Genomic DNA, 21,778 nt, shown 5'->3' with positions numbered 1-21,778 from the left:
GGCTGCTGCGGCGGATCGCCGGCCGCCACTTTCCCCAGGTACATGGCAGCCCTTCGCGCCAGCATCTGTATTTTCTGATGCGCGAGTACCCCGGCCAGACCCTGGCACAACTGTTCCAACAACACGGCCCCCTGCCCCTGGCTCAGTGGCAGTCCCTGGCCGAGCGCCTGTTGCGGGCCGTGGGCCTGCTCCATCGGCGGCAGATTCTGCACCGGGACATCAAGCCGGAAAACCTGCTGCTGGGGGACGATGGCGAACTGCGGGTGCTGGATTTCGGCCTGGCCTACTGCCCGGGCCTGTCGGCCGACCCGGCGCATTTGCTGCCCGGCACCCCGAGTTTCATCGCCCCGGAAGCGTTCAATGGCGAACCGCCCAGCCCGCAGCAAGACCTCTACGCAGTGGGCGTGAGCCTGTACTTCCTGCTGACCGGGCACTACCCCCATGGTGAGATCGAAGCCTTCCAGCGTCCGCGCTTCGGCATGCCGACCAGCCCCAGCCGCTACCGCCCCGACCTGCCGGAATGGCTGGAGCAGAGCCTGGAGCGCGCAGTGGCCAGCACCCCGGCACAACGCTATGAAACCGCCGAAGAATGGCTGCTGGCGCTGGAACAGGGCGAACGCCGCAGCCTGAGCAGCCGCCCCCGCCCCTTGCTGGAACGCGAACCGCTGAAGGTCTGGCGCGGCATCGCCCTGACCGCCCTGCTGCTCAATCTGCTGCTGGTATTGCTGTTGCTGCATCGCTGACTCCCACTGCGGCAGCGGCTAGCAGTACCGAAAGTGGGCGCGGCGCCTCGATTCAGTGCAGCGCTCAACATCGGCCAGGACGAAATCTGTGCCTGAGCCCGGTAAAACCGCGCCCTCGGCAACTTGGCACAAGCGCTGCATAAGATCAGGCAACAGACATAAAGCCCGGCCTTCAACGACGAAGGCAGGCTTCCCGAGAGAACGGGATCGGACAAAGGCGTCCTCGTCAGGCCACTGACGGGACGCCTTTTTTGTTTGCGCGCATTTTGTCGAGCCAGGCCTCACTGACCCTGCCTGAGCTCCGGAGAAGCCCATGAAAAGACTCAAACTGGTGATGATCGGCAACGGCATGGCCGGGGTACGTACCCTGGAAGAGCTGCTCAAGCTGAGCGATGAGCTGTACGACATCACGGTCTTCGGCGCCGAACCCCACACCAACTACAACCGCATCCTGCTGTCGCCGGTGCTGGCCGGTGAACAGACGTTCGAGGACATCGTCCTCAATGACCTGGACTGGTACCTGGACCACCACATCAAGCTGCTGCTCAACCGCAAGGTGGTAGAGATCGACCGGATCAAGCGCCGGGTGATCGCCGAGGACGGCAGCGAAGCCGAGTATGACCGCCTGCTGATCGCCACCGGCTCCACACCCTTTATCCTGCCGATTCCCGGCAAGGACCTGCAGGGGGTGATCGGCTATCGCGACATTGCCGATACCCAGGTGATGATCGACACCGCGAAAACCCATCAGCACGCGGTGGTGATCGGCGGCGGTCTGCTGGGCCTGGAAGCCGCCAACGGCCTCAAGCTGCGGGGCATGGACGTGACCGTGGTGCATATCGGCGAATGGCTGCTGGAACGACAACTGGACCAGACCAGCGGCCAGTTGCTGCAAAGCGCCCTGGAAAGCCGCGGCCTGAAGTTCCGCCTGTGCGAACAGACCCAGGCCCTGATCGATGCCGGCAATGGCCGGGTCGGGTCGGTGCAGTTCAAGAATGGCGAGATCATCCCCGCCGACCTGGTGGTGATGGCCGCCGGCATCCGCCCCAACACCGAGCTGGCGGAACGCGCCGGCCTGCCCTGCAACCGCGGGATCCTGGTCAACGACACCCTGCAAACCTTTGACCCGCGCATCTACGCCATCGGCGAATGCGCCAGCCACCGCGGGATCGCCTACGGCCTGGTGGCGCCGTTGTTCGAACAGGCCAAGGTCTGCGCCAACCACCTGGCCCAACTGGGCTTCGCCCGCTACCATGGCTCGGTGACGTCCACCAAGTTGAAGGTCACGGGCATCGATCTGTTTTCCGCCGGGGATTTCATGGGTGGCGACGGTACCGAAACCATCACCCTCGCCGACCCCATTGGCGGGGTCTACAAGAAGCTGGTGATCAAGGACGACGTGCTGGTCGGCGCCTGCCTGTATGGCGACACCGCGGATGGCGGCTGGTATTTCCGGCAGATCCGCGAGCAGCAGGCCATCGGCGAGATCCGCGACCACCTGATGTTCGGTGAGAACGCGTTGGGCGACGTCGGCCATCAGGGCCAGGACAAGGCCATGAGCATGGCCGACACTGCCGAGGTCTGTGGCTGCAATGGGGTGTGCAAGGGCACCATCGTCAAGGCCATTCAGGAACAGGGGCTGTTCAGCGTCGACGAGGTCAAGAAGCACACCAAGGCCGCCAGCTCCTGCGGCTCCTGTGCCGGGCTGGTGGAGCAGATCCTGATCAACACCGTGGGCGGCGCGGCGGACGTCAAGCCGAAAAGCGAAAAAGCCATCTGCGCCTGCAGCGACCTGAACCACGGGCAGATCCGCCAGGCGATCCGCGACCAGCACCTGCTGACCATCGCCGGCACCATGAGCTACCTCAACTGGCGCACCCCTAACGGCTGTGCCACTTGCCGTCCGGCGCTGAACTACTACCTGATCTCCACCTGGCCGGGGGAAGCCCGGGACGATCCGCAATCGCGGCTGATTAACGAACGGGCCCACGCCAACATCCAGAAAGACGGGACCTACTCGGTGGTGCCGCGGATGTGGGGCGGCGTGACCAATCCGTCCGAGCTGCGACGCATCGCCGATGTCGCCGACAAGTACCAGGTGCCCATGGTCAAGGTCACCGGCGGCCAGCGCATCGACCTGCTGGGCATCCGCAAGGAAGACTTGCCCGGAGTCTGGAAAGACCTGGACATGCCGTCCGGCCACGCCTACGGCAAATCCATCCGCACCGTGAAGACCTGCGTCGGCAGCGAGTTCTGCCGCTTCGGCACGCAGAACTCCACCCAGCTGGGAATCGAGCTGGAACACGACCTGTTCAACATGTGGTCGCCGCACAAGGTCAAGCTGGCGGTCTCCGGTTGCCCGCGCAACTGCTCGGAAGCCGGGATCAAGGACGTGGGCATCATCGGCGTCGATTCGGGCTGGGAGATGTACATCGGCGGCAACGGCGGGATCAAGACCGAGGTGGCGGAGTTTTTCGTCAAGCTCAAGACCGCCGAAGAAGTGCGCGAATACAACGGCGCCTTCCTCCAGCTGTACCGCGAAGAAGCCTTCTACCTCGAACGCACCGTGCACTACCTGCAACGGGTCGGCATGGAACACGTGAAAAAGGCCGTGCTGGAAGACCCGCAACGGCGCAAGGCGCTGAACGAGCGCTTGCAGTTCTCCCTGTCCTTCGAGCAGGACCCATGGCAACAGCGCCTGGCCGAGCCGCAGCTGAAAAAAGAGTTCGAGTCGATCCCCGTAAAACAACTGGAGGTGCCGGCATGAACTGGCTGGATATCTGCGCCCTGGAAGAGATCAATGCCCTGGGCTCGCGCATCATCAAGGGCCCCAAGGGCGATATCGCGATTTTTCGTACCAGCGATGATCAAGTCTTCGCTCTCGACGATCGCTGCCCGCACAAAGGCGGCCCCCTGTCCCAGGGATTGATCTACGGCAAGCGCGTGGCCTGCCCGCTGCACAACTGGCAGATCGACCTGGAATCCGGCGAAGCCCAGGCCCCGGACACCGGCTGTGCCCATCACCATCCGGCACGGGTGGAAAGTGGCCGGGTGCAGTTGGCCCTGCGGGATGCCGGCTGATGAAGCCCCAGAGCACGGCCTCGACCTGTTGCTACTGCGGGGTCGGCTGCGGTGTGCTGATCGAGCATGACGGCCGGCAGATCCTCGGGGTCAGCGGCGATCCGGCGCACCCGGCCAACTTCGGCAAGCTGTGCAGCAAGGGCGCCAGCCTGCATTTGACCGGCGACCGCAACGCCCGCGCCCTGTACCCGGAACTGCGCCTGGGCAAGGATCTGGCTCGCAGTCGCTGCGACTGGGACAGCGCCCTGGAGCATGCCGCCGGGGTGTTCGCCCAGACCATCACCGAACACGGCCCGGACAGCGTGGCGTTCTATATCTCCGGGCAATTGCTGACCGAGGACTACTACGCCTTCAACAAACTGGCCCGGGCCCTGGTAGGCACCAACAATATCGACAGCAACTCCCGGCTGTGCATGTCCTCGGCGGTGGTGGGCTACAAGCGCAGCCTGGGGGCCGATGCGCCGCCTTGCAGTTATGAGGACCTGGAGCAGAGCGATTGCGTGGTGATCGTCGGCAGCAACATGGCCTACGCCCATCCGGTGCTGTTTCGGCGCCTGGAACACGCAAAAAGCCAGCGTCCGGACATGAAAGTCATCGTCATCGACCCGCGTCGTACCGACACCTGCGATCTGGCCGACCTGCACCTGGCGATTCTTCCCGGCACCGATGTCGCACTGTTCCATGGGATTCTCCACCTGTTGCTGTGGGAGGACTGGGTCGATCGGGATTTCATCCGCGAACACACCGAGGGCCTGGCCGAGCTGAAAGCCCTGGTCCGCGACTACACCCCAGCGATGGTGGCGCAACTCTGCGGCATCAGCCTCGAGCAACTGCAGCAGTGCGCCCAATGGATAGGCACGGCGCCCAGTTTCCTGTCGCTGTGGTGCATGGGCTTGAATCAGTCCAGTGCCGGCAGCGCAAAAAACAGCGCGCTGATCAATCTGCACCTGGCCACCGGGCAGATCGGCCGCCCTGGTGCGGGGCCCTTCTCACTCACGGGTCAGCCCAATGCCATGGGCGGACGCGAAACCGGCAGCCTGAGCAACCTGCTCCCCGGGCACCGGGAAGCCGCCGATCCCCAACATCGCGCTGAGGTCGCCGCTTATTGGGGGGTGGAACAGTTGCCTGCCAGCCCCGGACTGACCGCTATCGAGTTGTTTGAACAGCTGCAAAGCGGTCGCATCAAAGCCTTGTGGATCGCCTGTACCAACCCGGCGCAGTCCCTGCCGGACCAGAACGCTGTGCGCGCAGCCCTGCAGCACTGCCCTTTCGTGGTCCTGCAAGAAGCCTTCGCCACCACGGAAACCGCGGCCTTTGCCGATCTGCTGTTACCTGCCGCCAGTTGGGGCGAAAAAGAAGGCACGGTGACCAACTCGGAACGGCGGGTTTCTCATGTGCGCCAGGCCGTGATCGCGCCCGGCGAGGCACGGCCTGATTGGGCCATTACCGTGGATTTCGCTCAACGCCTGGAACAACGCCTGCGTCCCGGGCAGCCGAGCCTGTTTGGCTTCGACTCCCCCGCCCAACTGTTCGATGAGTACAAAGGCCTGACCCAGGGCCGCGATCTGGACCTGTCCGGCCTCAGTCACCAGTTGATCGACCGCCTCGGCCCGCAGCAATGGCCCTTCCCCAGCGGCGCGACACAGGGCACGCCGCGCTTGTATGGGGATGGGCGTTTTCCCACCGCCACTGGTCGTGCGCACTTTGTCAGCGATCCTTACCTGGCCGCCAAGGAACAACGGGATGCACGCTTTCCCCTGACCCTGATCACCGGGCGGCTGCGGGACCAATGGCACGGCATGAGCCGCACCGGTACCGCGGCGCAGCTGTTCGGCCATGTCAGCGAAGCACTGCTGAGCCTGCATCCGGACGAACTGCGGCGCCAGCGGCTACGGGAGGGGGATCTGGTCAACCTGAAAAGCCGCCGTGGCAGCGTGATCGTCGCCGTCAGTAGTGATGACAGCGTGCGCCCCGGCCAGGCCTTTCTGCCGATGCACTGGGGCGATCGTTTCCTCAAGGGCGGGGTCAATGCCGTCACCCAGCCGGCCTTCGACCCTCTGTCCAAACAGCCGGAACTCAAACACAGCGGTGTGCGCCTGGAGCCGGTGCAGTTGCCTTGGCAATTGTTTGCCCTGATCGAGGGCGACGTGCAGGCCCACTTCAGGGCTCTGCGCCCCCTGTGTGAACCCTTTGCCTATGTCAGCCTCAGCCTGACCGGTCGCGAACGTCCGGCCCTGGTGATTCGGGCCGCTCATCAGGAGGCGCCGCAGCCGGCATTGCTCAAGCTCATCGATCAGCAGTTGGGACTCGAAACTGGGCCGGTGCTGGCCTATGACGATCCCCGTCGGGCCATCGGCAAGCGGGTGCGCATCGACCAAGGGCGGATCACCGCGATTCGCCTGGCCGGGGAAACCCTGGCTCAGCACTGGCTGCAGGAACTGTGGCTCGAGGGACGCGCCGATGAGCAACTACGACGCTGGTTGCTGGCGCCGATGAGCAGTCCGCCGGCGGCCAGCGGCCTGGGTGGGGAACGGGAGCGCACCCTCTGTAACTGCAAGAACGTCAGCTACCGGGCGGTCTGTGCCGGTATCGCTGAAGGCCTGAACCTCGACCAACTGAAACAACAACTGGGTTGCGGTAGCCAATGTGGCTCCTGCGTGCCGGAGATCAAGCGCCTGCTGGCGGCTCCGGTGCAACCTGTCGCCGTCCCTGTGTGAGGAAAACGTATGAGCGCAAAAGTCTGGCTGGTAGGTGCAGGGCCTGGAGACCCCGAGCTGTTGACCCTCAAGGCCGTACGCGCCCTCGGCGAAGCCGATGTGGTGTTGATCGACGATCTGGTGAACAGCGCGGTGCTGGAACATTGCCCAACGGCGCGGGTCATCCCGGTGGGCAAGCGCGGTGGCTGTCGCTCCACGCCCCAGGCCTTCATTCATCGCCTGATGCTGCGCTATGCCCGTCAAGGGCGCTGCGTGGTGCGCCTCAAGGGTGGCGATCCATGTATTTTCGGGCGGGGTGGCGAGGAAGCTCAATGGCTGAAGGAACGTGGAATCGAGGTGGAGTTGGTCAACGGCATCACCGCCGGACTGGCGGGTGCAACCCGTTGTGATATTCCCCTGACCCTGCGAGGCGTGGCTCGGGGCGTGACCCTGGTGACCGCCCACACTCAGGATGACAGCAGCCTGAACTGGCAGGCTCTGGCTCAAAGCGGTACGACCCTGGTGATCTATATGGGGGTGGCGAAGCTGGCGGAGATTGCCGAACACCTGCGTGACGGTGGTCTGGCTGCCGATACGCCGGTGGCGATGATTGAAAATGCCTCGCTGCCTGAACAGCGGGAATGGCGCAGCGATCTGGCGGGAATGGAGCGCGATGCCCTGCGCTTCGAGTTGAAGAGCCCGGCGATCCTGGTGATCGGTGCAGTGGCGGCCACTGAGTCCGCTGTCCAAGCCTCTGCGCGACAAGCCTGAGTCGCGCCTCTGGGCCAGGTAAATCGCAGGCAAAGAAAAACCCGGCCTAGGCCGGGTTTTTCCAAGCTACAAGGCTAATTACTTAGCTTGAGCTTCAACCGAGGCTTCTACGCGACGGTTAACTGCGCGACCAGCTTCAGTTGCGTTGTCGGCAACTGGGCGGGACTCACCGTAACCAACGGATTGAACGCGGTTAGCGCCAACGCCGTACTGGTTGACCAGAACTTGTTTAACGGCGTTTGCACGACGCTCAGACAGCTTCTGGTTGTAAGCGTCAGGACCGACGGAGTCAGTGTGACCTTCAACAACGGTGGTGGTCTGTGGGTACTGATTCATGAAATCAGCCAGGTTTTTGATGTCAGCGTAGCTGTTAGGCTTAACGACCGACTTGTCGAAGTCGAACTTCACGTCCAGCTCAACACGAACAACTTCAGCAACTGGAGCTTCTGGAACTGGCTCAGGAGCCGGAGCTGGAGCTACTGGAGCTGGAGCAACTTTGCCGCCGCTGCCACCGAAGTTCACACCCAGACCGATAGTAGGAGCGTAGTCCCACTTGCCGTTGTCCAGCTTGTAGTCAGCTTCAACGCCGGCACGGGCGAACAGGTTGTCGGTGAAGTAGTACTTAACACCAGCGCCTGCAGTCAGGAAAGTCGACTGGTCGCGGCCGCTGTGACCGTCAGCGATCACGTTGGTCATGCTCTTGTGAGCAACACCGCCGGAAACGTATGGACGCAGAGCGTCACCCACGGTACCAAAGTGGTACTGAGCGTTCAGGCCGAAGTTGTCGCCTTTGATTTTCTGGTTACCAGTACCGTCGTTAGAACGGGTGTGGTTGGTCTTGTCGTAGGTGGCGTTCAACGACAGATCGTCGGTCAGGAAGTAACCGATCGATGCGCCAGGGTTGAAGCCGTCTTCAACGTGATTAACGCTGTCGTTGTACTGTTTTTTGTAAAACAGTTCACCCTCGACCGCGCCTTGGCCTTGCGCCAGAACGCCGAACGAAGTCACGGCAACAATAGAACCAATGGCAATGCCCAAGGTGTTTTTCAGTTTCATCCGTTAAATCCCCATCTGGTGATTGTAAAGCAGTCCCACATACCGGGGGACAACTCGGCGGTAAGTCTATCAGAACTCACCTAGACGTAAGAGATATTTGCGCCGAACTAAGTTTCAGCAATGCCTGCAAATTTCTCACGCAATTTATCAAGAGCACGTTTGTAACGCATCTTTGTAGCACTCAACCCCATATGCATGATGTCCGCGATCTCCTGAAACTCCAGCTCTGCGACAAATCGTAGCACCAGAATCTCCCGATCAATCGGGTTCACATGCACCAACCAGCGGTCAAGTCCGCCCTTCTCCTCAGGTTTCGGCGCCTTCTCTTCAGAGGCCTCCTCGAGGGGGTCAAGACTTAAAGCGTCCATCAACCGACGCTTGCGCCGCTCCTTGCGATACTGCGTGATGCATTCGTTGTACGTGATGCTATATAGCCATGTCTTGAACTTCGATTTACCCTCAAAGTTCTTAAGGCCATACAGCACCTTCAACATCACCTCCTGACAGACATCATCCGCATCCCGATCGTTCCCTAGATAACGCGCACAAACATTAAATAGGGTCCTCTGATAGCGCCGCATCAACTCTTCATAGGCGCGTGTTACGTGAAACAGCTCCGTATGTGAGCGCGCAACCAACTCCTCATCAGAGAGCTCACGGGGGTCATAGCGCGTGGATAGCGATTGGGTTTTATTCAAAACGAGTCGTGCCGACAGTCAGGTCAATGTCCGCCGCAGCCCGGTGAGGGCATTTTGCGGCGGCATACATTAGCAGGGTTTGCCGGGTTAGCGGCTACTTACATGCTGCTCCAGCAGGATCCGATTGGACAGAGAGACTAGCTCACCCTCCTCGGTCAGCAATGTAGTTTTAACCGTGCCAATCTCTTCGATCTGGCCTTCGATCCCACCAACACGTACTTGTTGCCCAACCTGGTACAACTCACGCACATAGATTCCTGCAAGAATCTGTCCGGCAATTTCCCGGCTTCCCAAACCCATGGCCAGCGCAACGGCCAGACCAACGGTAATCAACACGATCACGATCACATGGTTGAGCAGGTCGGTTTTGACCTCCAACTGACTGATCGCAACGGAAATACTGATGATGATGACCAGCCCCTGGGCAATCCGTCCCAGGCCACTGGCGTAATCGAGGCCTACACCTTCCGCCGCTCCGCGCACCAGGCCGTTGGCCAGTTGCGCCAGCAGAACCCCCACCAACAGCACCAACGCAGCACCGAAAACCTTCGGCAAATACAGCGCAAGCATGTCGAGCGTAGCCGAAACTCGCTCAAGTCCAAGGGATTCAGCAGCAGAAACCAGAAAAATAAGCAGAACGAACCAATAGACGATCTTGCCGATCAAGGTTGAGATCGGTACTTGCAAGCCCGCGCGGGACAGCAACTTGGTCAAACCGGTACCACCCATCAGGCGATCCAGGCCCAGCTTGGCCAGTAATTTCGAGAGCAGGGTATCCAGCAGCTTGGCCACCACGAAGCCCAGCAACAGCACCACCAGCGCGCCGAACAGGTTCGGAATGAAGTTCGCCACCTTGGTCCACAAGGCAGTCATTGCCGTGACGAGGCTCTGCGTCCAGAGATCAAGTTCCATATTCAATCAGCCTTATCAGCAGTGCGAGCAGAAGATTTACGACGGGAAACTGGCGCGATATGGGCCGATCCGTTATTCAAGGCAATCATCAGCGCCGGCAGCCAACGGCCCAGCAAGCTGAACAGATCCCCCGCCCCAACCTGGCGATTGGCGGTTTTCAGTACGCGGCCCAGGCAGGCATCGTCATCGCGGCTCGATGGCGAAGCTTTGAGCATGTCACGCAAAGACTGTTCAAACGGATCGTGCATACGCACCTCTGGTGATGTCTGGAAAAGACGCGATCAGATTTATTCGGGTCACATGACGCATCATCACACCCAGCGCAAACGGCGAAACAACCACCATTGTCCCAGGGCCACCGCCACCAGCAGCAGGCACGCGATGATGAATCCGTAAGGGCTTGCGGAGAACGGAATGCCGCCGACGTTGATCCCCAGAAGACCGGTCAGAAAACTCATGGGCAGGAAGATCCCAGTGATGATCCCGAAGCGATACATGGTGCGGTTCATGCGCACGCTCAAGCGTCGGTCTTCGGCCTCCAGCGCAAGCCCCACGCGCTCTCGAGTCAATTCCAGCTCTTCCAGGTAACGGGTCAGGCTGTTGTGCAGTTCGTTCCAATAATCACCATCATCGACGGCAAACCAGGGCAGTTTTATCCGACTCAGTTGGGAGAAGATATCCCGCTGCGGTGCCAGAAAACGCTTCAGTCCGGCTGCCCGGCGACGGATCTGCAAAATGCTCCCATGCTCCGGGGTATACCGTTCGTCGGCATCTAGCTTTTCTTCTTCAGCATCGACCACTTCAGAGAGATCGCTGACCAGATCCTGCACTTTATGGGTCAAGTACTCGGCCATATAGAGGAGGAGCTCGGCGGCAGTTTTCGGCCCCTTGCCCTCGGCCAGTTGCACCAACAGCTCATCGGTGGCCCGCAAAGGCCGCAGACGCAGGGAAATGACCCGCTGGGCGGACGCAAAGATGCGCACCGAGACCATGTCTTCAGGCTCGGCCCCCGGATTGAGATTGATGCCCCGCAGAAACAGCAGCAGCTCCGACTCCGGCAAGGCCAGCAGGCGCGGCCGGGTATTTTCCTCGAGCAACAGATCACAGCTGAATTCGCTCAAGCCACTGGAGCGACGCAACCAGGTCTGGGTTTGCGGATGACTGCGATCCCAATGCAGCCACAGGCTTTCATGGGCCTGTAGCTGCAGATCGTCAAGCTCAGTCCGGGCTATCGAACGCGCACCGCCTTCACCATTCAGCACCAGGGCATGCACTAGCCCCCATTGCGCGTTTTCTTCCTCGAACATCCTCATCCCTTGTCAGGCCAATGGTTTATTCAGGCATCTTCAGCGGGCTCGGCGATACGATCACGCCGTTGTTATCGGCGTAGACATACTGACCCGGACGGAAAGTCACACCGGCAAAGGTCACCGCTACATTGAGATCGCCAATGCCACGCTTGTCGGTCTTCATCGGGTGACTGGCCAGGGCCTGAACACCGAGGTCAGTCTGTGCGATGACATCCACATCGCGGATGCAACCGTAGATCACCAGACCTTCCCAGCCATTCTTCGCCGCCTTCTCGGCCAGCAGGTCGCCCAGCAACGCGCGACGCAGGGAACCACCACCATCGACCACCAGCACCTTGCCGTGGCCCTTGAGCTCCACTTGCTCCTTGACCAGCGAGTTGTCTTCGAAGCACTTGATGGTGACGATTTCCCCGCCAAAGGAATCGCGACCACCAAAGTTGCTGAACATGGGCTCAACCACCTGGACCAGGTCCGGGTACGCGTCGCACAGGTCGGGAGTGAGGTAATGGTTCATCGAGAAACTCCTGTAGCAGAAAGAACACGATCGAAGGTATCGGCAAATTCCAGGGGCTGCCTTGAAAATACGAGCTCAGGCGGCAGATGTTTAACCTGCAGTGCCTGAGGCGCTGATCGGCCTGTCGCGTATCTTGCAGCCGCACCACTGGAACGGAAAGTCGAATCAATAACTGAATGTGACCAAAACAGCACAATTCGTCATATCTTAGCCGCAAGCGCTATCGAGCGAAATGCCCTTGTCAGAGCCTGGCCTCAGACCACAGCCACCCGCTCGGACGCTGAAACCAGCAACGGCGTGTGCTGATCCTTGAGCCAGCGCGCCACTAACGGCCAGACCTCAGTCTGCGCCGGTTTGCTCACCAACATCTCGACATGACCGAAATTGCTACTGAACCCTAGCTCACGGCCCAGGCAGACAAATTGTTTCTGCTCGCTGGCCAACTGATCGAACAACTTGCGACAGGCCCAGGTCGGGTCCTGATGATCCCCAGCGGCACTGACCGCCAGCACCGGCACTGAAACCTCCGCTAGCCCCGCCCACCAATCCTTCTCGGCATCACCAAAACGACCGAACAGGCCATGCCAGCGCATGCTTTCCAACGCCAGGCCAATTGGCTCGTCTTCCGGACCGCGCTTGAGCCGGGAACCGGAGATTTGGGCAAAGCGCTTGATGACCAGGCGCCCACCCCACTCCACCATGGGAATCTTCAGCGGCCAGTAGGTGCGACTGACCTGTGTGCCAAAAAACGCCGCCGAAGCCACCCCCGCATCCCCCAGATACTGCCCACCCAAAGCCGCCGCCAGGGTGGTACCGCCCAGGGAATGGCCAATCCAGTGGGGTACTTGCGAACTTTGCTCGCGAACGAAGGCGGCAATCGCCGGCAGATCGTAACGCGCGTAGTCGGCGACCCGGTTCTTGCGGTAATCGGCATTGCGTCGCGACAGACCGTGGCCGCGCATCTCGGGAATCCACACATCAAAGCCGGCACGGGCCAAATAGGCCCCGAGACCAATGCCCTTGGGCGAATACCAGAAACGCCGGTTGGAAAAACTACCGTGAAGCAGGACCACAGGCACACCCCGGGCTTCAGGCTCATCGGCCAGTCCCAGGCGGGTCACCGCCAGCTCCACGGAACTGTCCGGGCTGTTGCCGGGTTTCAAGCGATAGACATCTTCGCTGAGGTCGCCTCGACGCTCGGCACTGATCAAGGCGACGGGAAATAGGTTGCTGCTGCTTTGCATATTCTTCTTGCACAAAAAAGGGCGGCATCCAGAAGAAGCACGCCCTGCTTGAATCTTCAAGAGCCGGCCAGCCTCACGAGCGACCGGCTCTTCGTTCACCGATTACGCTGCGCCCTGACCTTCAGCCAGGAAGAACCAGGTTTCCAGCACCGAGTCCGGGTTCAACGAAACGCTTTCAATGCCCTGCTCCATCAACCACTTGGCCAGGTCCGGATGGTCCGAAGGCCCCTGGCCGCAGATGCCGATGTACTTGCCGGCCTTGTTACAGGCGGCAATGGCATTGGCCAGCAGCTTCTTGACCGCAGGATTACGCTCGTCAAATAGGTGAGCGATGATCCCCGAGTCACGGTCCAGGCCCAGGGTCAGCTGAGTCAGGTCGTTGGAGCCGATGGAGAAACCATCGAAGTACTCGAGGAACTCATCCGCCAGGATGGCGTTGGATGGCAGTTCGCACATCATGATCACGCGCAGGCCGTTTTCGCCGCGCTTGAGGCCGTTTTCAGCCAGCAGATCCACCACTTGGCTGGCTTCGCCCAGGGTGCGCACGAACGGCACCATGATTTCGACGTTGGTCAGGCCCATCTCGTTGCGAACGCGTTTCAGCGCACGGCACTCGAGCTCGAAACAGTCACGGAAGGATTCGCTGATGTAACGCGAAGCACCGCGGAAGCCCAGCATCGGGTTTTCTTCTTCCGGCTCGTAGAGCTTGCCGCCGATCAGGTTCGCGTATTCGTTGGACTTGAAGTCCGACAGACGCACGATGACCTTCTTCGGCGTGAACGCTGCCGCCAGGGTGCTGATGCCCTCGACCAGCTTGTCGACATAGAAGTCCACCGGATCGTGGTAACCGGCGATGCGCTTGTCGACGCTGTCCTTGATCTCTTGCGGCAGCCCGGCGTAGTTCAACAGCGCCTTGGGGTGCACGCCGATCATGCGGTTGATGATGAACTCCAGGCGAGCCAGGCCCACGCCGGCATTGGGCAGTTGGGCGAAGTCGAAGGCGCGATCCGGGTTACCGACGTTCATCATGATCTTGAACGGCAGCTCCGGCATGGCACCCACAGAGTTCTTCTTGATGTCGAAGCCCAGTTCGCCTTCGAAGATGAATCCGGTGTCGCCCTCGGCGCAGGAAACGGTCACACCCTGACCATCCTTCAGCAGCTCGGTGGCGTTGCCGCAACCGACCACCGCAGGAATACCCAGCTCGCGAGCGATGATTGCCGCGTGGCAGGTACGACCGCCACGGTTGGTGACGATGGCGCTGGCGCGCTTCATCACCGGTTCCCAGTCCGGGTCGGTCATGTCGGAGACCAGCACGTCACCCGGCTGGACCTTGTCCATCTCGGAAACGTCTTTGATGATCCGCACCTTGCCGGCGCCGATGCGCTGGCCGATGGCACGGCCTTCCACCAGCACGGTGCCGGTTTCCTTGAGCAGGTAGCGCTCCATGACATTGGCCTGAGTGCGGCTCTTCACGGTTTCCGGACGGGCCTGGACGATGTACAGCTTGCCGTCGTCGCCGTCCTTGGCCCATTCGATGTCCATCGGGCACTGGTAGTGCTTCTCGATGATCATCGCCTGCTTGGCCAGCTCGCTGACTTCCGCATCGCTCAGGCAGAAACGTGCGCGATCGGCGGCGTCCACGTCCACGGTCTTCACCGAGCGGCCGGCCTTGGCTTCATCGCCGTAGATCATCTTGATCGCCTTGCTGCCCAGGTTGCGGCGCAGAATGGCCGGACGACCGGCTTCAAGGGTGTTCTTGTGGACGTAGAACTCGTCCGGATTGACTGCGCCCTGGACCACGGTTTCACCCAGGCCGTAGGCGCCGGTGATGAAGACCACGTCGCGGAAGCCCGACTCGGTGTCGAGGGTGAACATCACGCCGGCAGTGCCGGTTTCCGAACGGACCATGCGCTGCACACCGGCAGACAAGGCCACCAGCTTGTGGTCGAAACCCTGGTGTACGCGGTAGGAAATGGCGCGATCGTTGAACAGGGAGGCAAATACTTCCTTGGCGGCCCGAATCACGTTGTCCACGCCACGGATGTTGAGGAAGGTTTCCTGCTGGCCGGCGAAGGACGCATCCGGCAAGTCTTCGGCAGTGGCCGAAGAGCGCACAGCCACGGCCACCTCGGGATTGCCCGCCGACAGCGCAGCGAAGGCAGTACGGATCTCGGTATTGAGGCGCTCGGGGAATTCGGCCTCCATGATCCACTGACGGATCTGCGCGCCGGTCTTGGCCAAGGCGTTCACGTCATCGACATCCAGCGCATCGAGCGCCGCATGGATCTGGTCGTTCAGACCACTCAACTCAAGAAAATCACGGTAAGCCTGAGCTGTCGTGGCGAAGCCACCAGGGACCGATACGCCCGCACCTGCGAGGTTGCTGATCATCTCGCCCAGGGATGCGTTCTTGCCCCCCACATGCTCAACATCGTGTTTGCCGAGCTTATCGAGGGAAACTACGTACTCTACCAAGGTGATCTCTCCACTAACTGTGTTGGAAAAGCTCAGAAGCCGGCTGCTCTTTGGAGCGTTTGCCCGCTATATGGCCTGGACCTGGAAAATAAGTGAGAATGCGGGCCATTCCCGGCCGACAAATCGCGCCTATCATATCCAAGAATCGTCACTAGCTTAAGGCCCAAGCCGCAAATGAAACGATCTGCTTTCTTTATCTCCGACGGTACCGGCATCACAGCGGAAACCCTCGGCCAGAGCCTGTTGGCGCAGTTCGAAAACGTTACCTTCAGCAAATTCACGCGGCCGTATATCGACAGCATGGAAAAAGCGCGGGCCATGGTACAACAAATCAATATAGCCGCCGAAAAAGACGGCTACCGACCGATTATCTTCGACACCATCGTCAATCAGGACATTCGTGAGATCCTCGCGACCTCCAATGGTTTCATGATCGACATCTTCTCGACCTTCCTCGCACCCCTGGAACAGGAGCTGAGCGAGCATTCTTCCTACTCCGTCGGCAAGTCCCATTCCATTGGCCACAACTCCAACTACATGGAGCGCATCGAGGCGGTGAACTTCGCCCTGGACAACGACGACGGCGCCCGCACCCACTATTACGACAAGGCCGACCTGATCCTGGTGGGCGTGTCGCGCTGCGGCAAGACCCCGACCTGCCTGTACATGGCCATGCAATTCGGCATCCGCGCGGCCAACTACCCGCTGACCGAAGAAGACATGGAGCGCCTGCAACTGCCCAATGCCCTGCGCGCCCACAAGCACAAGCTGTTCGGCCTGACCATCGACCCCGACCGCCTCACCGCGATCCGCAACGAGCGCAAGCCCAATAGCCGCTACTCCAGCTATGCCCAGTGCGAGTTCGAAGTGCGCGAAGTGGAAAACCTGTTCCGCCGCGAAAACATTCCCCACATCAACTCCACGCATTTCTCGGTGGAAGAGATTTCGGCCAAGATCCTCGTGGAAAAAGGCGTGGAACGGCGCTTCAAGTAAGCATCAACGCCACTTCAGCCGATCCGATGTGGCAAGGACGCGTCCTTGCCACCTCCCCTCGCTCCTTCAGCGCCTCACCATCCCGGCAATCCAGGTTCCTGGCGTAACGCCGCCGCCAGCGCAGCAAAGCCCTCGGTCAGTTTCCGATCATCGGCCGTGGTATTGCAGACACTGGCACGAATGAACTGCGGCACCGCCGCCTGGCCTACGGCAAAGGCCTCGGCGGTGGCCACCAGATAGTGCTGCTGCTTCAGATGCGCTTCGATCTCCGAGGCCCGCCAGGGCTCGGGAACCTGAACCCAGAAATGCGGACACGCCTGCGGACTGCGCCACTCCAACCCTTGCAGCAAGCCCGCCACCAGCCCCTTGCGACGAGTGATCTCGGCCATTTGCTGCTGACGCAGGCGTTCGGCAATACCGTCGTCGATCCACCCGGCAGCAAGCTCCAGGGCTAGCGGAGTGGCCATCCAGCAGGTCGCACGCAGTGCTGCGGCCAATCGTCCCACCAAAGGCTGCGGCCCATGCACGAAGCCGACCCGCAACCCAGCCGCCACGGCCTTGCTCAGGCTGCTGATCAGCACCGTGCGCTCCGGGGCAAAATGCGCCAACGGCGCCGGGCGCCGATCCATCAGCACGGCATGGGTTTCGTCTTCAAGAATCAGCAGATTATGCCGCCGACAGACCTCGGCAATGGCCCCCCGTCGCGCCGGGGATTGCACCGCAGTGCTGGGGTTCTGCAAGGTCGGCGTGCAATACAGGGCCGCCAGTCGATGATGCCGGCAAGCCTCCTCCAGCGCCTCGGGCATCAGCCCCTGCTCATCCATGGGCAAACCCAGCAACTTGATCCCCAGCATCCGCGCGGTACTGATCAGGCCAGGATAGGTCAGGTGCTCGGTGGCCAGGGTATCCCCGGCCTTGAGCAGCGCCAGCAAGGCAATATGCAAGCCGTGCTGAGCCCCGTTGACGCAAATGACCTGACGGGGATCGACCTGCAATCCCTCCTGGGTCAGCCATCGCGCCCCGGCCTCACGATAGCGTTCCAGCCCGGCCTCGGGACTGTAGCGAGCCACCTCCAGCAGCCCGTGGGAGTCTTCCGCCAGTGCCCGCAGGCTCTGGGCGATAAAACGGCTCTCCGGTCCGGGAATATGGGTATTGCGACTCATGTCGAACAGCGCGGACGACTCGTCACCGGCGGTGCGGAACCCCGAGTCGCGCTGACGCTGCAAGCCGTCCTGGCGCACATAAGTGCCATCACCGACCCGCGCCACCACCTGCCCCAGGCGCTCCAGTTCGGCATAGGCACGGCTGATGGTGCCGATGGTCACGCCCAGTTGGTCGGCCAGCAGCCGATGAGGGGACAGCTTGCTGCCAGGCGCCAGCAGCCCTTGGTCAATGCCTTGTTCCAGCGCCTCTGCCAGACGCTTGTACTTGGGCCCCGAGCCTTCCTGCAAGGCGGAACGCAACATTGACACCATGTCAATACTTACTTTGACAGCCATCACTTACCCCAATAACGTGCTTTACAGGTTCAATCACCGAAAATGACTCGCTAAATATAGGGGTCAATTGCCGACCACGAAAGGAGTGTCAGTGTGAGCACGACCACGGCAGCACCCATTACTCAGGCACCATCGCGCCACTGGCTCGCCGCTCTGGTGACCTGCAGCCTGTTCCTGATTGTCTGCCTGAGCTGGGGCACCACCTGGCTGGGGATCAAGATGGCCGTAGAAAGCACGCCCCCCTTGACCGCTGCCGGGCTGCGTTTCCTGATCGCCTTCCCGCTGTTCGCCTGTTTTGCCTGGCTGCGGCGCGAACCCTTGATGTTTCCCAAGGGCAGCCGCGGCTTTCTGCTGTTTGTCACCCTGTGCTACTTCAGCCTGCCCTACACCCTGCTCAACTACGGCGAGTTGCACGTGTCTTCCGGCCTCACTGCATTGCTGTTCAGTTGCATGCCGGTTTTCATCCTGATTTTTTCCGCCCTGCTGCTGCGGGAGAAGATCCATCTGGCGCAAATGCTCGGCATCGCCATCGGCTTTGCCAGCCTGTACCAGATCATCCGCGGCCAGGGCCTGCACCTCGATCACCAAGGACTCGCCGGCGTGCTGGCCATACTCGGCGCGGCGCTGCTGCATGCCTTGTGTTACGTGGTCACCAAGAAACACGGCAGCACCATCAGCGTCATCACCTACAACACCCTGCCCATCGGCATCGCCGGCCTGCTGCTGTGCCTGGCAGGACTCTGGATCGAGCACCCGGATTTTGCCGCCATCACCCCACGCTCCTGGGGCGCCCTGCTGTACCTGGGGCTGGCGGCTTCGGTGGGTGGATTCATCGTCTATTTCTTCCTGCTCAAACGCCTGAGCCCGGTCATCCTGTCCTTTGTCTTCATCATCTTTCCGGTGTTCGCGGTGATCATCGGCGCCTGGTATGAAGGCCAGAGCCTGTCCCGGGACTTGCTGCTGTACTGCACCACCCTGCTCGGCGGCTTCGCCATCACCAAATTGCCATTGGATAAATGGCTGTCCAGAAAGCCCTCACGACACTAAAGAGACGCTGTAGGAGCGAGCTTGCTCGCGAAGCTTCTCGGAACGCCACGCTCACCCGGCAAACCCGCGTCATCGTTGACGTTCATCGCGAGCAAGCTCGCTCCTACAAGGGTGGGTATCAAATCACCAGCAGGTCGACGAACCGGTGCACCGGTGTCGCCTCAAGCCGCGCCTGATCCTTGCACAGCTGGAAAATCTGCGTCGAACGCTGGGCGGTGAAGCGCGTGGCCAGATTGGCCTTGAACTTGTCCTCCAGCAATGGAATGCCTTCGGCGCGGCGACGACGGTGACCGATGGGATATTCCACCGCCACCTGCTCGGTACTGGAGCCGTCCTTGAAGAACACCTGCACGGCATTGGCGATGGAGCGCTTGTCGGCCTCCAGGTATTCACGGGTGTAACGCGGGTCTTCGACGATCTCCATCTTGCCCCGCAACTGATCGATGATCGGATGCGCAGCGTGGAAATCATCTTCGTAGTGCTCGGCCACCAAGGTACCGAACGCCAGGGGCACAGCGGTCATGTATTGCAGGCAATGATCACGATCGGCGGCATTGGCCAAGGGGCCGACCTTGGAAATGATGCGGATCGCCGATTCATGGGTGGTGATGACGATCCGGTCGATCTCGGGCAAGCGATTGCGTACCAGGGGATGCAGAGTCACCGCCGCTTCACAAGCGGTCTGCGCGTGGAACTCCGCTGGGAAGCTGATCTTGAACAGGACGTTTTCCATCACGTAACTGGCGTACTTCTGCGGCAGGCTGAAACGGCGCTGCGCCTCGGGCTTCAACGCCAGGTCCTTGTTGGTGTGACTGAACAGCACGTCATAAAAGCCCCATTGCGGCGCCGTCAGGACGCCGGGAATACCCATCTCGCCACGCAGGGCGATGTCCGCCAGACGCACCCCACGGCTTGAAGCATCGCCCGCCGCCCAGGATTTGCGCGAACCGGCATTGGGGGCATGACGATAGGTCCGCAACGCCTGGCCGTCGACAAAGGCATGGGACAGCGCCGCCAGCAACTGCTCGCGGTTGGCGCCCATCAACTTGGCGCAGACCGCTGTGGAGGCAACCTTTACCAACAGCACATGATCGAGACCGACCCGGTTGAAGGAGTTTTCCAGGGCAATCACTCCCTGGATCTCATGGGCCATGACCATCGCTCGCAACACATCGCCCATGGTCAACGGCGCTTCACCATTGGCCACACGCTTTTGCGAGAGATGGTCGGCCACCGCGAGAATGCCGCCGAGGTTGTCCGAGGGATGCCCCCATTCGGCCGCCAGCCAGGTGTCGTTGTAATCCAGCCAACGCACGATGCAGCCGATATCCCAGGCCGCCTTCACCGGGTCCAGGCGATAACTGGTGCCGGGCACCCGGGCACCGAAGGGCACCACGGTGCCTTCGACGATCGGTCCCAGGTGCTTGGTGCATTCAGGGAAACGCAGGGCCAGCAGGCCGCAGCCCAGGGTATCCATCAGGCAGTGGCGGGCGGTGTCGAGGGCTTCTTGGGAGTCGATGACATAGTTCAGGACATAGTCGGCAATGTCCTGCAAAACCGGGTCGTAATCGGGACGGTTGTTCAGGTCAACGTTGGCGCTCATGAGTGCTTCACTCCTGTTGCAAGGTTGTGGGTAGCGGTGATTCCTCAGGTACAGGTCAATAACGGCATCGCAGGTCTGCGCCTGCTCAGCGATTCAATAACAACGTCACGACTGGCGGTGATGGCGAGGGCACAAGCCCCGCCACCACAGCCAGCATTACTCTGCCTAGAAACTGTCGCCGGGCACGCGCACCCAGCCTTCCATCAGCACTCGGGCGCTGCGGCTCATGATGGCCTTGACCACCGTCCAGTCACCGCCGCTTTGAGTGGCTTCGGCGCCGACACGCAAGGTGCCCGAAGGGTGACCAAAACGTACCGCGCTGCGCGCGCCGCCACCGGCCGCCAGATTGACCAGGGTGCCGGGAATCGCTGCGGCGGTACCGATGGCCACCGCTGCGGTGCCCATCATCGCGTGGTGCAACTTGCCCATGGACAGGGCGCGCACCAGCAGGTCGACATCTCCGGCCTTGATCGCCTTGCCACTGGAAGCCTGGTAATCCGCCGGCGGCGCCACAAAGGCCACTTTCGGCGTGTGCTGACGCTGGGCGGCTTCGTCCAGGTGCTTGATCAGCCCCATGCGCAGGGCGCCGTGAGCGCGAATGGTCTCGAACATTGCCAGGGCCTTGGGGTCGCCGTTGATGTCGCCCTGCAGCTCGGTGCCGCGATAACCAAGGTCCGCCGCGTTGATGAAGATGGTGGGAATCCCGGCATTGATCAGGGTCGCCTTGAAGGTGCCGACGCCAGGTACTTCCAGATCGTCCAGCAGATTGCCGGTGGGGAACATCGAACCGCCGGCGCCCTCTTCCTCGGCCGCCGGTTCAAGGAACTCCAGCTGCACTTCGGCCGCCGGGAAGGTCACCCCATCCAGCTCGAAATCACCGGTTTCCTGAACCTCGCCGTGGGTGATCGGCACGTGGGCGATGATGCTCTTGCCGATATTGGCCTGCCAGATGCGCACCACCGCCACGCCGTTCTGCGGAATGCGACTGGCGTCCACCAGGCCGCTGCTGATGGCGAAGGAGCCCACCGCCGCCGAGAGGTTGCCGCAGTTGCCACTCCAGTCGACGAAGGCCTTGTCGATGGCCACCTGGCCGAACAGGTAGTCGACGTCGTGATCGGCCTTGATGCTCTTGG

18 protein-coding genes are annotated in these 21,778 nt (G+C 61.2%); 7 read left to right on the top strand and 11 right to left on the bottom strand.

Translation table 11 applies throughout. The features are described from left to right. From BLX41_RS35545 to cobA, 5 genes are all read left to right on the top strand, one after another. On the top strand, positions 1-743 hold a 743-nt coding region (locus BLX41_RS35545), incomplete at its 5' end, for a serine/threonine protein kinase (RefSeq protein ID WP_259744964.1). 313 nt (positions 744-1,056) lie between these two features. Then, the gene (gene nirB / locus BLX41_RS16790; RefSeq protein WP_123725798.1) at positions 1,057-3,510 is read left to right on the top strand and encodes a nitrite reductase large subunit NirB; all 2,454 of its coding nucleotides are present in this window, start codon (positions 1,057-1,059) and stop codon (positions 3,508-3,510) included. Beyond that, positions 3,507-3,824: a nitrite reductase small subunit NirD gene (nirD, locus tag BLX41_RS16785; protein WP_123725797.1), complete on the top strand. Its 318-nt coding sequence runs from the start codon at positions 3,507-3,509 to the stop codon at positions 3,822-3,824. The genes nirB and nirD overlap by 4 nt, the downstream gene beginning before the upstream one ends. After that, positions 3,824-6,541 (top strand): nitrate reductase, encoded by a 2,718-nt coding sequence (locus BLX41_RS16780; protein ID WP_123725796.1) that lies wholly within the window; start codon positions 3,824-3,826, stop codon positions 6,539-6,541. The genes nirD and BLX41_RS16780 overlap by 1 nt, the downstream gene beginning before the upstream one ends. Before the next feature lie 9 nt (positions 6,542-6,550). Continuing rightward, positions 6,551-7,291: a uroporphyrinogen-III C-methyltransferase gene (cobA, locus tag BLX41_RS16775; RefSeq protein WP_123725795.1), complete on the top strand. Its 741-nt coding sequence runs from the start codon at positions 6,551-6,553 to the stop codon at positions 7,289-7,291. A 78-nt stretch (positions 7,292-7,369) separates the two neighbouring features. On the opposite strand, the gene BLX41_RS16770 is transcribed toward cobA, so the two are convergent. The 8 genes from BLX41_RS16770 to ppsA all read right to left on the bottom strand — a co-directional run bounded on the left by BLX41_RS16770 (position 7,370) and on the right by ppsA (position 15,503). Next, positions 7,370-8,347: an OmpA family protein gene (locus BLX41_RS16770; protein WP_123725794.1), complete on the bottom strand. Its 978-nt coding sequence runs from the start codon at positions 8,345-8,347 to the stop codon at positions 7,370-7,372. Positions 8,348-8,454: 107 nt separating this feature from the next. Next, complete coding sequence (gene sigX / locus BLX41_RS16765; RefSeq protein WP_011060195.1) at positions 8,455-9,045, bottom strand: RNA polymerase sigma factor SigX; 591 nt, start codon at positions 9,043-9,045, stop codon at positions 8,455-8,457. A gap of 87 nt (positions 9,046-9,132) precedes the next feature. Further along, complete coding sequence (locus tag BLX41_RS16760; RefSeq protein WP_123725793.1) at positions 9,133-9,957, bottom strand: mechanosensitive ion channel family protein; 825 nt, start codon at positions 9,955-9,957, stop codon at positions 9,133-9,135. 2 nt (positions 9,958-9,959) lie between these two features. Beyond that, positions 9,960-10,205 (bottom strand): hypothetical protein, encoded by a 246-nt coding sequence (locus BLX41_RS16755; RefSeq protein WP_011060193.1) that lies wholly within the window; start codon positions 10,203-10,205, stop codon positions 9,960-9,962. Positions 10,206-10,268: 63 nt separating this feature from the next. Next, positions 10,269-11,264: a zinc transporter ZntB gene (locus BLX41_RS16750; protein ID WP_123725792.1), complete on the bottom strand. Its 996-nt coding sequence runs from the start codon at positions 11,262-11,264 to the stop codon at positions 10,269-10,271. A 25-nt stretch (positions 11,265-11,289) separates the two neighbouring features. Next, a complete protein-coding gene (gene rraA, locus BLX41_RS16745) occupies positions 11,290-11,781 on the bottom strand; it encodes a ribonuclease E activity regulator RraA (RefSeq protein ID WP_102863848.1) in 492 nt (163 codons plus the stop codon). Positions 11,782-12,035: 254 nt separating this feature from the next. Next, positions 12,036-13,025, bottom strand: coding sequence for an alpha/beta fold hydrolase (locus BLX41_RS16740; RefSeq protein WP_123725791.1), 990 nt, complete (start codon positions 13,023-13,025; stop codon positions 12,036-12,038). Positions 13,026-13,127: 102 nt separating this feature from the next. After that, positions 13,128-15,503 (bottom strand): phosphoenolpyruvate synthase, encoded by a 2,376-nt coding sequence (ppsA, locus tag BLX41_RS16735; RefSeq protein WP_123725790.1) that lies wholly within the window; start codon positions 15,501-15,503, stop codon positions 13,128-13,130. A 174-nt stretch (positions 15,504-15,677) separates the two neighbouring features. Between ppsA and ppsR the strand changes: the two genes are divergently transcribed. Continuing rightward, the gene (gene ppsR, locus BLX41_RS16730) at positions 15,678-16,496 is read left to right on the top strand and encodes a posphoenolpyruvate synthetase regulatory kinase/phosphorylase PpsR (protein ID WP_102863851.1); all 819 of its coding nucleotides are present in this window, start codon (positions 15,678-15,680) and stop codon (positions 16,494-16,496) included. 74 nt (positions 16,497-16,570) lie between these two features. On the opposite strand, the gene BLX41_RS16725 is transcribed toward ppsR, so the two are convergent. Further along, entirely contained in the window at positions 16,571-17,995 is a 1,425-nt protein-coding gene (locus BLX41_RS16725) for an aminotransferase-like domain-containing protein (protein WP_123725789.1), read from the bottom strand. 93 nt (positions 17,996-18,088) lie between these two features. Here BLX41_RS16725 and BLX41_RS16720 point away from each other — a divergent pair, with 93 nt between their 5' ends. Further along, positions 18,089-19,042 carry a DMT family transporter gene (locus BLX41_RS16720; RefSeq protein WP_123725788.1) on the top strand — a complete coding sequence of 318 codons (954 nt, stop codon included), beginning with the start codon at positions 18,089-18,091 and terminating at the stop codon, positions 19,040-19,042. A gap of 118 nt (positions 19,043-19,160) precedes the next feature. On the opposite strand, the gene prpD is transcribed toward BLX41_RS16720, so the two are convergent. Both prpD and prpF read right to left on the bottom strand, forming a co-directional pair. After that, entirely contained in the window at positions 19,161-20,645 is a 1,485-nt protein-coding gene (gene prpD, locus BLX41_RS16715) for a 2-methylcitrate dehydratase (protein WP_123725787.1), read from the bottom strand. Between the two features lie 165 nt (positions 20,646-20,810). After that, positions 20,811-21,778 (bottom strand): 2-methylaconitate cis-trans isomerase PrpF (prpF, locus tag BLX41_RS16710; RefSeq protein WP_185073611.1); only part of this gene is annotated, 968 nt, incomplete at its 5' end.

The sequence above is a fragment of the Pseudomonas protegens genome (genome assembly GCF_003732485.1).
GTDB lineage: Bacteria > Pseudomonadota > Gammaproteobacteria > Pseudomonadales > Pseudomonadaceae > Aquipseudomonas > Aquipseudomonas protegens_B.
This window is presented reverse-complemented; position numbering and strand designations above follow the sequence as displayed.